This is a genomic window from Kitasatospora sp. NPDC041988, assembly GCF_055588525.1.
In genome coordinates this window covers 151,033-163,402 of sequence record NZ_JBVJCO010000011.1, presented here as the reverse complement: position 1 = coordinate 163,402, position 12,370 = coordinate 151,033, and the positions used below count along the sequence as shown (strand labels likewise).

10 protein-coding genes and 1 riboswitch are annotated in these 12,370 nt (G+C 75.7%); of the genes, 7 read left to right on the top strand and 3 right to left on the bottom strand.

Annotated elements, in window-relative coordinates:
* Positions 1 to 447: 447 nt before the first annotated feature.
* Positions 448 to 1,560, bottom strand: a complete 1,113-nt coding sequence (locus ACZ6NC_RS14315; protein WP_465732407.1) for an alpha/beta hydrolase family protein — start codon at positions 1,558 to 1,560, stop codon at positions 448 to 450.
* A 162-nt stretch (positions 1,561 to 1,722) separates the two neighbouring features.
* Positions 1,723 to 2,433, bottom strand: a complete 711-nt coding sequence (locus ACZ6NC_RS14310) for a transcriptional regulator (protein WP_465732405.1) — start codon at positions 2,431 to 2,433, stop codon at positions 1,723 to 1,725.
* Positions 2,434 to 2,657: 224 nt separating this feature from the next.
* Positions 2,658 to 2,818: riboswitch (cobalamin riboswitch) on the top strand.
* A 93-nt stretch (positions 2,819 to 2,911) separates the two neighbouring features.
* Between ACZ6NC_RS14310 and ACZ6NC_RS14305 the strand changes: the two genes are divergently transcribed.
* The 6 genes from ACZ6NC_RS14305 to cpt are packed head-to-tail and all read left to right on the top strand — an operon-like array spanning position 2,912 to position 10,124.
* A complete protein-coding gene (locus ACZ6NC_RS14305) occupies positions 2,912 to 3,877 on the top strand; it encodes a cobalamin biosynthesis protein (protein ID WP_465732403.1) in 966 nt (321 codons plus the stop codon).
* Positions 3,874 to 5,415 (top strand): cobyric acid synthase, encoded by a 1,542-nt coding sequence (locus tag ACZ6NC_RS14300; protein WP_465732401.1) that lies wholly within the window; start codon positions 3,874 to 3,876, stop codon positions 5,413 to 5,415. The genes ACZ6NC_RS14305 and ACZ6NC_RS14300 overlap by 4 nt, the downstream gene beginning before the upstream one ends.
* Positions 5,408 to 7,498 carry a putative cobaltochelatase gene (locus ACZ6NC_RS14295; RefSeq protein WP_465732400.1) on the top strand — a complete coding sequence of 697 codons (2,091 nt, stop codon included), beginning with the start codon at positions 5,408 to 5,410 and terminating at the stop codon, positions 7,496 to 7,498. Before ACZ6NC_RS14300 ends, ACZ6NC_RS14295 begins: the two co-directional genes overlap by 8 nt.
* A 5-nt stretch (positions 7,499 to 7,503) precedes the next feature.
* On the top strand, positions 7,504 to 8,109 hold the full coding sequence (gene cobO, locus ACZ6NC_RS14290; protein ID WP_465732398.1) for a cob(I)yrinic acid a,c-diamide adenosyltransferase: 606 nt from the start codon (positions 7,504 to 7,506) through the stop codon (positions 8,107 to 8,109).
* A 38-nt stretch (positions 8,110 to 8,147) separates the two neighbouring features.
* Complete coding sequence (locus ACZ6NC_RS14285) at positions 8,148 to 9,524, top strand: cobyrinate a,c-diamide synthase (protein WP_465732396.1); 1,377 nt, start codon at positions 8,148 to 8,150, stop codon at positions 9,522 to 9,524.
* A 42-nt stretch (positions 9,525 to 9,566) separates the two neighbouring features.
* Positions 9,567 to 10,124: a chloramphenicol phosphotransferase CPT gene (gene cpt / locus ACZ6NC_RS14280; protein WP_465732394.1), complete on the top strand. Its 558-nt coding sequence runs from the start codon at positions 9,567 to 9,569 to the stop codon at positions 10,122 to 10,124.
* A 221-nt stretch (positions 10,125 to 10,345) separates the two neighbouring features.
* Here the strand turns inward: cpt and ACZ6NC_RS14275 are convergent, their stop codons facing one another.
* Positions 10,346 to 10,933: a TetR/AcrR family transcriptional regulator gene (locus ACZ6NC_RS14275; protein ID WP_465732392.1), complete on the bottom strand. Its 588-nt coding sequence runs from the start codon at positions 10,931 to 10,933 to the stop codon at positions 10,346 to 10,348.
* A gap of 105 nt (positions 10,934 to 11,038) precedes the next feature.
* Here ACZ6NC_RS14275 and ACZ6NC_RS14270 point away from each other — a divergent pair, with 105 nt between their 5' ends.
* Entirely contained in the window at positions 11,039 to 12,265 is a 1,227-nt protein-coding gene (locus tag ACZ6NC_RS14270; RefSeq protein WP_465732390.1) for an FAD-dependent monooxygenase, read from the top strand.
* Positions 12,266 to 12,370 lie beyond the last annotated feature (105 nt).

The following is a 12,370-nucleotide window of genomic DNA, read 5'->3' as shown; positions in this document are numbered from 1 at the left end:
GCCAGGGGTGGGTGCGGGGCCTCGTCGGCGGGGTACGCCGGGGCCGCCCGGCCGGGCGCCGGCGGGGTGGTGGGCCGTTCCGGGGAGACGGGTAACCGTCGCACCGGAACCGATCGTCGGCGGGAGCGGGGCATCACGGTCGCGCGGGTTCCGAGACGTCACGTCGTGCAGTCTTCCCCTTGTACCGGCCATCTGTCACATCCGGTTCTTCACGGGCGCCGGGAGGCGGGCACAGGGGGTCCACAAGATCGGGCAACAGAGGCCAAACCGCCTGGCCGGATCTGTGTGGCGTGGGCACGTCAGGACAGCAGGGTGAGGGGTGGGAGGAGGAAGAGGAGGGGGCGAGGAGGCCACGGAGACGGCAGGTGAAGGCGGCACGGCACCCCCGGTGGCACGGCTCGGCCGCCGGGGGTGCCACCGGGGGTGGGAGCGGGGGCAGGACCGGGGTCAGAGGAGCGGCGTGAGCCAGCGGCGGAGGTGCTCCTCGTAGCGGGCCGGGTCGGCGTTCCAGAGGGCCGCGTGGTCGCCGCCCGGGAAGGCCAGGAGGCTGACCACGTCGGAGCGGTGATCGGCGAGCCGGGCAGCGGCCTGCCAGGGCGCCACCGGGTCGTCGGGGCCGTGCAGGACGAGGGTGGGCACCCGCAGGTCGGTACCGTCCGCGATCCGGGCGAAGTCGGCCAGGTCGACGCCGGTGCGGCCCTCCGCCGCGAGGACGCCGAGTCCGGCGGCGGCGCCGCGGAAGCCGGCTCGGGCGGCGCCCCGGCGGGCGGTGGCGGGCAGGTCGAGGACGGGCGAGTCCAGGATCAGGCCGCTGACCGAGGACGCCCAGGCGGACCGGGCGGCGGTCTGCAGGGCGATGGTGGCGCCGAGCGACCAGCCGTAGAGGAGGATCCGGCCGGCGCCGCTGTCCAGGGCGAGCCGCACGGCCGCCTCGACGTCCCGCCACTCGGTCTCGCCGAAGTGGCCGAGGCCGTCCGGGGACGCGGGGGCGCCCGCGTCCCCGCGGTAGGTGACGGCCAGGACGGGCAGGCCGAGCCGGTCCAGCAGCGGAAGCACCGGGAGGGTCTGCTGCCGGTCGGCGCCGGCGCCGTGGATCAGCACGACCCAGGTACCGCGCTTGCCGTCGAGGTACCAGGCGGGCAGGGCCCCCAGCTCGCCCGCCGCGGAGGTCTCGGAGTACGGCAGGCCGAGGGCGCTGGTCGGGTCGCCGAGGTGGACGCGGGGGGTGAAGCGGACGGCGGTGCCGGGTGTCAGGGTGCCGCGGTCCGCGCGGGCCAGCCGCCGGGTGACACCCTGCTCGTCGCTGTGCAGGATCTCGTCGACCACGGCGTGCCCGCCGTCGCCCCACTCCACGGCCCAGCGGCCGGGGCGGGCGCTCTCCGGGCTGCGGGTGAAGGTGGCGCGTCCGGCGGCGAGGGCCTGGACCAGGACGGGGCCGGCGGCCCGCTCCCGGCCCGCCGGGCGGACCATCCGCTCGGAGGCCCGTCGGCCGATGACCAGCACGGCGGCCCCGGTACCGACGACGGCGGCCGCCACGGCGGCCGCGGTTCCCCAACGCATATCGCTCCCCGCTCTGTTGGTCGCGGACTGGGCAGTGTGCCCACCAGTGTCGCGGACTGGGCAGTGTGCCCACCAGTCCACTCGCGGGGGCGGCGGCCGGCCACCGGACACGGCCGTCCGGGTCATGCCGGGCTCGCTCCGGGGCGCGTGCCGGGAAGACGCTCAGGCCGGGATCTCGGTCTCCAGCCGCCCGAGCAGCTCCCAGAACCGCTCGCCGAGCGGCCGCTCCGGCTGCGTGCTCCGCGCCGCCGGGGCCGGGGAGCCCCAGCTGCCGGCGCCCCAGTGGGAGGAGACCTGGTTCTCGTTCTGCAGCGCCGTCAGCACGGCGGCGAGCTCGCTCTCGTCGACCGGCACGATCCGGCCGATCGCCCGGACGTGCGCCTGCCAGCGGCCGTCCACACACTGCCGCAGCCGCTGGTCGAGCTCGTCCCGACGGCCCGTCACCGCGACCAGCTCGCGCAGGGTCAGGCCGAGCACCTGGGCGAGCGCGTACGTCTGCTCCTGGTCACCGTCCCAGCGGCCGGTGGCCTCGGCCCGCTGGTAGTGGTGCAGGGCCATGCCGATCCTGCGGGCCGCGTTCTCCTGGTTGAGCTCGCGGGCGACCCGGAAGTCCCTCAGCCCGGCCGGGCGGACGCCCATCAGCTGGGCCGGCGGGCACCAGAGGGCGCGGGCCAGCGCGATGAACTCCTCCTCGGTGGGGCGCAGCTCGCCGCTCTCCCAGCCGAGCACATGGGCGGGCAGCAGCCGCACGCCGTGCGCGGCCATGCCCTCGGCCACCCGCTCGGGGGTCAGGCCCAGGCCGGCGCGATGCGCGCGGGCGGCCGCGGGCGAGAAGGGCACCGGGGGCACGGCGGGTGGCTGTCTTCGTCGCATGGCCCGACGGTAGGGGTCGGTGGTTGGACTGCCCCAGCCGCCGAACACACGAAGCGCGACTGTAGGGCTCTACAGGCCGCTGGACGATCGCACAGGCTGTCATGCCCCTGCGGGGGGTGACGATCAGAGGTAGCGACGGGGACGGAAACGGGGCGGGAAACATGAAGACCGTGTGACCAAACCCTCCGTGACCTTGGTTGACTCGCGGTTCGGCCGCGTGATGGGATCCTTCAGCCAATACGGAGGCATGCAGAGGAAGCCGGTGAGAGTCCGGCGCGGTCCCGCCACTGTCACCGGGGAGCACGTCCGGACGATGCCACGGCGGGCCGTCAGAAGCCGCTGGAAGGCCCGGGAGTGCGTTCGACCCGGAAGCCAGGAGACTCTCGCCCCCGGTACGTCGATCCAGGGCGCGGACCCTGAGTGAGGACACGCACGCCATGCAGGCTGCCCCGCCCCTCCGAGCCCTCTGCTGTCCGCCGTGCGCCCGCTGACCCGCGCCGCCGCCTTCGCGCTGGGTGCCGCCGCGGGGTATCTCGCCGACGCCCGGTTCGCCGACCCGCGCCGCGGCCACCCGGTGGCCGTCTTCGGCAGCGCGGCCGGCCGGCTGGAGAAGCGGCTCTGGCGCGACCACCGGGCCGCCGGCACCGCCTACACCGCGCTCTGCGTGGGCACCGTCGCCGCCGGCGCGGTGGCCGCCGAGCGCGTCCTCGGCCGCCGGCCGCTGGGCCGGGCCGCGCTGGCCGCCGCCGCGACCTGGACGGTGCTCGGCGGCACCTCGCTGACCCGCGAGGCCCGGACCATCGCCCGCTCACTGAACGCCGGCGACCTGACGGCGGCCCGCGCGCGGCTGCCGCACCTGTGCGGGCGCGACCCGAGCGCGCTGGACGAACAGCAGATCGCCCGCGCGGTGGTCGAGTCGGTCGCCGAGAACACCGCAGACGCCGTGGTGAACGCGCTGGTCTGGGGCACGGTCGCGGGCACGCCCGGGCTGCTGGCGTTCCGGGCCGTCAACACCCTGGACGCGATGGTCGGCCACCGTTCGCCGCGGCACGCCCGGTTCGGCTGGGCCTCGGCGCGGCTGGACGACGTGGCGGGCTGGCCGGGCGCCCGGCTGACCGCCCTGCTGACGGTGGCCGCCGCGCCCGAGCCCCGGACCGCCTGGCGGGTCTGGCGCCGGGACGGCTCCGCGCATCCGAGCCCCAACGCGGGCCAGGCCGAGTCGGCCTTCGCCGGAGCGGTCGGCGTCCGGCTCGGCGGGACCCTGAACTACGGCTCGCGCGTCGAGCACCGGCCGGTGCTGGGCGCGGAGCTGCGGCCGGTGACGGTGGACGACATCGAACGCGCCTGCCGGCTCTCCCGCCGGGTGGGCGCGCTGGCACTGGGTACGACCGTGGCCGGGCACCTGGTGATCCGGGCTTTCACGAGAAGGAGGGGGAACGCATGAGCAACGCGCTGCTGGTCGCCGGAACGACCTCGGACGCGGGCAAGAGCGTGGTCACCGCGGGTATCTGCCGCTGGCTGGCCCGGCAGGGTGTCGCCGTCGCGCCGTTCAAGGCGCAGAACATGTCGCTGAACTCCTTCGTCACCGCCGACGGCGCCGAGATCGGCCGCGCCCAGGCGATGCAGGCCCAGGCGGCCAAGGTGGAGCCCGAGGCGGCGATGAACCCGGTGCTGCTCAAACCGGGCGCGGACGGCCGCAGCCAGGTGGTGCTGCTCGGCCGCCCGGTGGCCGAGGTGGGCGCGCTGGACTACCGCGAACGCAAGCCCGTCCTGCTGGAGCGCGCCCTGGAGTGCCTGGCCGACCTGCGCCGCCGCTACGACGTGGTGGTCTGCGAGGGCGCCGGCTCTCCCGCCGAGATCAACCTGCGGGACCGCGACATCGCCAACATGGGCCTGGCCACCGCCGCCGGGCTGCCGGTCGTGGTCGTCGGCGACATCGACCGCGGCGGGGTGTTCGCCGCGATGTACGGGACGCTGGCGCTGCTCTCGGCACAGGACCAGCGGCACGTGGCCGGCTGGTTCGTCAACAAGTTCCGGGGCGACGCGCGGCTGCTCGCGCCCGGCCTGGAGATGCTGCGCGAGCTGACCGGCCGCCCCGTGCTGGGCACCCTGCCGATGCTGCCGGACCTCTGGCTGGACGCCGAGGACTCGCTCGACCTGTCGACCGTGGTCGACCGGACCGCCGGGCGCGGGCCGCTCGGCGCGGACGTGCTGCGGGTGGCCGTGGTGCGCTTCCCCCGGCTCTCCAACTTCACGGACCTGGACGCGCTGGCCCAGGAGCCGGGCGTCCTGGTCCGCTGGGCCACCCGGCCCGAGGAGCTGGCCGACGCCGACCTGGTCGTCCTGCCCGGCACCCGTGCCACCGTCGCCGACCTGGCCTGGCTGCGCGAGCGCGGCCTGGAGCAGGCGATCAGGGCGCGGGCGGCGGCCGGACTGCCGGTCCTCGGGGTCTGCGGCGGCTACCAGATGCTGGCGCGCACCATCGTGGACGAGGTCGAGTCCAAGGCCGGCGCCGTCGACGGCCTCGGGCTGCTGCCCACGCACGTCCGCTTCGGTGCCGAGAAGGTGCTCGGCCAGCCGGTCGGCGAGGCGTACGGGCAGCGGGTCGAGGGGTACGAGATCCACCACGGGGTGGTGTCCGTCGAGGGCGGGGAGGCGTTCTTCTCTGATGACCAGGGGCAGAGCCTGGACGGCTGCCGGGTAGGGGCGGTCTGGGGCACGACCTGGCACGGTGCGCTGGAGAACGACGGATTCCGGCGCGAACTGCTGCGCGAGGTGGCCGGGTTGTCGGGCCGGGCGTTCGTGCCCGCGCCGGACGTCTCGTTCGCCGAGGCGCGCGAGGCCCGGCTCGACCGGCTGGGCGACCTGATCGAGGAGCACGCGGACACCGACGCGCTGTGGAAGCTGATCGAGGGCGGGGTGCCGGCCGCGGGTTCGCTGCCGTTCCTGCCGCCCGGGGCCCCCTTGGAGAATCATGAGTGACGTCCGCTACCCCTTCACCGCGATCGTCGGCATGGCCGACCTGCGGCTCGGGCTGCTGCTCAACGCGGTCTCCCCGGCCGTCGGCGGCGTGCTGGTGCGCGGCGAGAAGGGCACCGCCAAGTCGACCATGGTGCGCGCGCTGGCCGGCCTGCTGCCGTCCATCGCCACCGTCGACGGCTGCCGCTTCGCCTGCGACCCGGCCGCGCCGGACCCGCACTGCCCGGACGGCACGCACGGCGGTCCGTCCGCGTCCGAACGCCCGGCCCGGCTGGTCGAGTTGCCGGTCGGCGTCTCCGAGGACCGGATCGTCGGCTCGCTCGACCTGGAGCGGGCGCTCGCCGAGGGCGTCAAGGCGTACGAGCCAGGGCTGCTGGCCCAGGCGCACCGCGGCGTGCTCTACATCGACGAGGTCAACCTGCTCCAGGACCACGTGGTGGACCTGCTGCTGGACGCCGCCGCGATGGGCCGCTCGTACGTCGAACGCGAGGGTGTCTCGGTGCGGCACGCGGCGCGGTTCCTGCTGGTCGGCACGATGAACCCGGAGGAGGGCGAGCTGCGGCCGCAGCTGCTCGACCGGTTCGGCCTGACCGTCGAGATCGCCGCCACCCGGGAGCCGGCCGAGCGCGCCGAGGTGGTCCGCCGCCGGCTGGCGTACGACGCCGACCCGGCCGGCTTCGCCGCGCGGTTCGCCGAGGACGAGCGGGCGCTCGCCGAACACATCACCGTCGCACGGGAGCTGCTGCCGAAGGTCGAGCTGACCGATGTGGCCCTCCGTCAGATCACCGCCGTCTGTGCCGCGTTCGAGGTCGACGGGCTGCGCGCGGACATCGTGATGGCGCGCACCGCCGTCGCGCTGGCCGCCTGGGCGGGGCGGACGGAGGTGCTGGAGGAGGACGTCCGCAAGGCCGCCCAGCTGGCACTGCCGCACCGCCGCCGGCGCAACCCCTTCGACGCGCCCGGGCTGGACGAGGAGCAGCTGGACCGGACGCTGGAGGAGCACGCCCAGCCCGAGGACCCGCAGCCCGAGGACCCGCGGCCGGACGACCCGCAGCCGGAGGGCCCCGAGGACGACGGCCCCGGTCCGGACGGCGGCGGCCCCGACAACGGCGGCGGCGGCGCGCCCGAGCCGGCCGGGCCCCCGGCCCCCGAGGGCGCCGACGCCCCCGCCCCCGAGGACGCCCCCCAGGACGCCCCCGGGCAGCAGCCGGTACCGGCCCAGCACCCCGCCCCCGCACGGGAGTCCGCCCCGGTGGCGGCCGGCGATCCGTACCGGACGAAGCTGTTCAAGGTGGACGGCACCGGGAAGGGCGCCCAGGGCCGCCGCTCCCCCGCCGAGACCGACGGCGGCCACACCATCCGCGCCCGCCGCCCGCAGGGCCGGCTGGCCCGGCTGCACCTGAGCGCCACCCTGCAGGCCGCCGCGCCGCACCAGGTGGCGCGCGGGCGGGCGTCCCGGGCGCTGGTGCTGCACAAGGACGACTTCCGCGAGCAGGTCCGCCAGGGCCGGGAGTCCAACCTGGTGCTCTTCGTGGTGGACGCCTCCGGCTCGATGGCGGCCCGGCAGCGGATGACCGCCGTCAAGGGCGCCGTTCTCTCGCTGCTGATGGACGCCTACCAGCGCCGCGACAAGATCGGCATGGTCACCTTCCGCGGCGCGGCCGCCGAGCTGGCACTGCCGCCCACCTCGTCCGTCGAGGTCGGCGCGGCCCGGCTGGAGTCGCTGCCCACCGGCGGCCGGACCCCGCTGGCGGCCGGGCTGCTGCGGGCGCACGAGGTGCTGCGGGTCGAGCGGATGCGCGACCCGCACCGCCGTCCGCTGCTGGTCGTGGTGACCGACGGCCGGGCCACCGGCGCCCGGGACGCCGTCGCGCAGTCGCGGCGGGCGGCCGGACTGCTGGCCGCGCAGGGCGTGGCGAGCGTGGTGCTGGACTGCGAATCCGGGCCGGTCCGGCTCGGTCTGGCCCGTACGCTGGCGGCGCAACTCGGCGCCTCCGCCGTGACCCTGGACGAGCTGCGCGCCGAGGGCGTGGCCTCGCTCGTCCGCGAGAACCGCTCCACTCATGCGATGCGAAAGGCGGCCTGATCCCGATGCCCAAGGGTATTCCCGAGAGCGTTCCCGAGGACGGCCTGACGACCCGTCAGCGCCGCACGCTGCCGATCACGGCCGTGCACACCGGCCCCGGCAAGGGCAAGTCCACCGCCGCGTTCGGCATGGCGCTGCGGGCCTGGAACCAGGGCTGGCCGGTCGGGGTCTTCCAGTTCGTGAAGTCCGCCAAGTGGAAGGTCGGCGAGGAGAACGCGTTGCGCGTGCTCGGCGCCTCCGGCGAGGGCGGCACGGTCGACTGGCACAAGATGGGCTCCGGCTGGTCCTGGATCCAGCGCTCCAGCGAGATGGAGATGGACAGCGAGGCGGCGGCCAAGGAGGGCTGGGAGCAGGTCAAGCGCGACCTCGCCGCCGAGACCTACCGCTTCTACGTGCTGGACGAGTTCACCTACCCGATGCACTGGGGCTGGGTCGACCCGGACGAGGTGGTGTCCGTGCTGAAGGACCGCCCGGGCAGCCAGCACGTCGTCATCACCGGCCGGTACGCCCCCGGGGCACTGACCGACTTCGCCGACCTGGTCACCGAGATGACCAAGGTCAAGCACCCCATGGACGCCGGCCGCAAGGGCCAGCGCGGTATCGAGTGGTAGCCCGTTGAGAGTGGCAGCCTGTTGAAAGTAGTGGGCCGTTGAACACCATCCCCCGTCTCGTCGTCGCCGCGCCGTCCTCCGGCTCCGGCAAGACCACCGTCGCCACCGGCCTGATCGCCGCGCTCGCCGCACGCGGGCTGGCGGTCTCCCCGCACAAGGTCGGCCCGGACTACATCGACCCGGGCTACCACGCGCTGGCCGCCGGGCGGCCGGGCCGCAACCTGGACGCGTTCATGTGCGGACCGGAGCGGATCGCGCCGCTCTTCCTGCACGGCGCGGCCGGCGCGGACGTGGCGGTGGTCGAGGGCGTGATGGGGCTGTTCGACGGCGCGTCGGGGCGCGGCGAGCTGGCGTCCACCGCGCACGTGGCCAAGCTGCTGCGGGCACCCGTGGTGCTGGTGGTGGACGCCTCCTCGCAGTCCCGCTCGGTGGCCGCGCTGGTGCACGGCTTCGCCTCCTGGGACCCGGAGGTCCGGCTCGCCGGGGTGATCCTCAACCGGGTCGCCTCCGACCGGCACGAGCTGCTGCTCCGCGAGGCACTGGAGGAGGGCTCCGGCGTGCCCGTGCTGGGTGCGGTGCGCCGCTCGGCGGCGGTCGCCACGCCCTCCCGCCACCTCGGCCTGATCCCCGCCGTGGAGCGCTCGGCGGAGGCGCTGAAGGCGGTGGCCGACATGGGCGGGCTGATCGCCGCCTCGGTGGACCTGGACGCGGTCCTGGCGCTGGCCCGGACCGCTCCGCCGCTGGACGCCGCCCCCTGGGACGCCACCGCCGAGGTCACCCCGGTCGCCGGCGCGCCCCGGATCGCGGTGGCCGGCGGCGCCGCCTTCTCCTTCTCGTACGCGGAGAACGCCGAGCTGCTCACCGCGGCCGGCGCCGAGGTGGTCCCGTTCGACCCGCTGCACGCCGGCGCGCTGCCCGAGGGCACGGCCGGCCTGGTGATAGGCGGCGGCTTCCCCGAGCTGTACGTCCGGGAACTGAGCGCGAACAGGCAACTGCGCACGGCGATCGCCGCGTTCGCCGCCTCGGGTGCGCCGATCGCCGCCGAGTGCGCCGGACTGCTCTACCTCGGGCAGGAGTTGGACGGCCTGCCGATGTGCGGCGTGCTGGACACGGCGGCCCGGATGACCGAGCGGCTGACCCTCGGGTACCGGGAGGCCGTGGCACTGCACGACTCGCCGCTCGCGCCGGCCGGCACCCGGGTGCGCGGGCACGAGTTCCACCGCACGGTCTGCGAGCCCGCGGCGGGCGAACGGCCCGCCTGGGGCTGGCGGTTGCCGACCGGCCCGCGCACCGAGGGCTTCGCCGGCGGCGCCCTCGACAACGTTCACGCTTCGTATCTGCACCTGCACTGGGCAGGATCACCGCAGCTCGCCGCCTCCTTCGCGGCCGCCGCGGCCGCGCATCGGGCGGGCTGAGCGGGAGGTCGTCGGTCCAGGCCGTCGGTCTAGGGTGGCGGGATGAGCGCTGCACAGGTGATCGTCCTCAACGGAGGCTCCAGCTCGGGGAAGTCGAGCATCGCCCGCCACCTCCAGGAGCTGCTGCCCGACCCGTGGCTGACCCTCGGGGCCGACACCCTGGTCGACGCGCTGCCCGCCGCGCTGCGCGACGGGCAGGACGGCGACGGCCAGGGCATCGGCGGGCTGGACGACGGCGACGGCACGGTGACCGTCGGGCCCGCCTTCGCCGCACTGGACGAGGCCTGGACCATCGGCGTCGCGGCGATGGCCCGGGCCGGCGCCCGGATCATCGTCGACGAGGTCTTCCTCGGCACCACCGCCTCGCAGCAGCGCTGGAGCCGGGCCCTGGACGGCCTGGACGTGCTCTGGGTCGGCGTGCACTGCACGCCCGAGGTCGCCGCCGCCCGGGAACGGGCCCGGGGCGACCGCGCCACCGGCATGGCCGCCGCCCAGGCCGAGGCCGTGCACCACGGCGTCCGGTACGACCTGGAGGTGGACACCTCCCGCACCGACGCGGCGGCCTGCGCCCGACTCGTCGCGGAGCGGGCCATCCGCTGAACGCGGCCCGCCGGCGCTACGGTTGACTGGGTGCCGAAGCCGTTCCAATCAAGTGGTCAGGAGTGGGTCTTGGACCCAGGTCTGGTCACCGCGAGCATCCCGAACGGTGTTCGGGACGCCCCCCACCGCGCCCGCCACTTATGTGCACGGAAACGACCTCAACCCCCAGCAGTTCACAACCCCCCGCACGAGCCGGTGGTGACGGTGGCGGAGTGGTCGCCCTACGGCTCCCGGTCGAGCAGCGCGGCGAGGTAGCCCGCCACCTCCTCGCGCAGCTCGGCCGGTTCCGGCGTACGGCCGTGACCGCTGCCGGCCGTCACGTTGATCAGCACGCCCTCGCACCAGCGGACCAGCCGGCGGGCGTCCGCGTCCGGCGTGCGGGAGCCGCAGCGCTCCAGCGCGGAGACCGCGAAGTCGACGAAGCCCGCGCCCAACCGGTCGTAGACGGCGCGCAGTTCGGGGCGGCGGGTGGCCTCCAGGGCCAGTTCGAAGCGCGCCACGGTGAGCGCGCGGCCGGCCGTCAGCGCCTGGTACACGGCGCCGGCGGCGACCTGGGCGAGCACGTCGCGCGGCCCGGCCTCGGGGTTGGCCGGTACGGCCGCCGCGAGGACGCCCGGCGACTCCAGCACCGCGATCCGGGTCAGCGCCAGCTCCAGCAGGGCGGCCCGGGTCCGGGCGAGGTTGGAGGTCGAACCGGTGGGCAGTCCGGCCGCCTCGTCCACCGCGCGGTGGGTCAGCCCGCGCAGGCCGCGCTCGGCGATCAGGGCAATGGCGGTGTCGGCGATCAGCGTCGGACGCGGGGGTGTCATGGGTCCGATTTTCGCGGGTTCCGGGATAAGCACCCAACTCACACTACAGATGTAGTACGGTGCTCTCGACACCGAAACTACAGGTGTAGTCCGAGAGGAGTCCCCATGGACCAGGCAGAGCCACAAGCCGTCGTCATCGGCGGAGGCATCGGTGGGCTGGCCGCCGCCGTCGCCCTCCACCGCCAGGGCGTCACCGTCTCCGTCCACGAGCGCGCCGCCTCGCTCGAACCCGTCGGCGCCGGCCTCGCCCTCGCCCCCAACGCGCTCCGTGCCCTCGACCGACTCGGCGTCGGCGACCGGCTGCGCGCCCTCGCCTCCCCACATCCCGCCGTCGGCCTGCGCCGCCCCTCCGGCCGCTGGCTCGCCCGCACCGGCAGCGACGCGGTCGAGGCGTTCTTCGGCGACAAGGTGATCGCCGTCCCGCGCACCGCCGTCATCGACGCCCTGGTCGACGCCCTCCCGGCCGGCAGCATCCGCACCAACTCCCCCGCCGAACTGGCCGACCCGGGCGACGCCGACCGGCCGGCCGTGGTCCGCACCCGAGCGGGCGAGCGACCCGCCGAGCTGGTGGTCGCCGCCGACGGCATACGCTCCGCGAGCCGCGCCCTGCTCTTCCCGCACCACCCCGGCCCGCGCTACTCCGGCTTCACCACCTGGCGCACCATCATCGCCGAACCGCCGCGCGCGCCGTTCGCCGCCGGCGAGATCTGGGGGCGCGGCCGGCTCGTCGGCGTCGTCCCGCTCGCCGACGGCCGGGTGTACGTGTACGGCGCCGCCCTCGCCCCCGCCGGGGCCCGCGCGACGGACGGCGACGAGCGGGCCGAACTGCTGCGGCTGTACGGCAACTGGTGCGCGCCCGTGCCGGAGCTGCTGGCCTCGGCCGACCCCGCCAAGGTGCTGCGCCACGATGTCCGGGAGATCGCCGACCCGCTGCCCGCCTACCACCGCGGCCGGGTCGCCCTGCTCGGCGACGCCGCCCACGCCATGTGCCCGTTCCAGGGCCAGGGCGCCTGCCAGGCCATCGAGGACGCGGTCGTCCTCGCCGCCGGCATCACCCCCGGCACCGACCCGGCCGCCACCCTCCCCGCTTACACCGCCGCCCGCCTCCCCCGCGCCACCTCGGTCGTCGCCGGCTCCCGCCGCATCGGTACCCTGATCGCCCGCCGCTCCCCGCTCGCCGTCCTGCTCCGCGACGCCGCCCTCACCCTCGGCGGCCTCCTCCCCGACCGTGTCCTGCTCAGCCGCGCGGGCGCGACCTACGACTGGCACCCCCCGGCCCCTACCGGCACGCATCAGCCGGAGCCCCGCAGCAGCGGCCGGTCATCCTGCTGACCTCGGACACCGACGACATGACCGAGCTCTGTGGCGACCGCGTGCGACTCGTCGCCGTCCGACCGGGCTCGCGCGATTCGTGGCCGCGTCGGTTCCCTCTCGTTC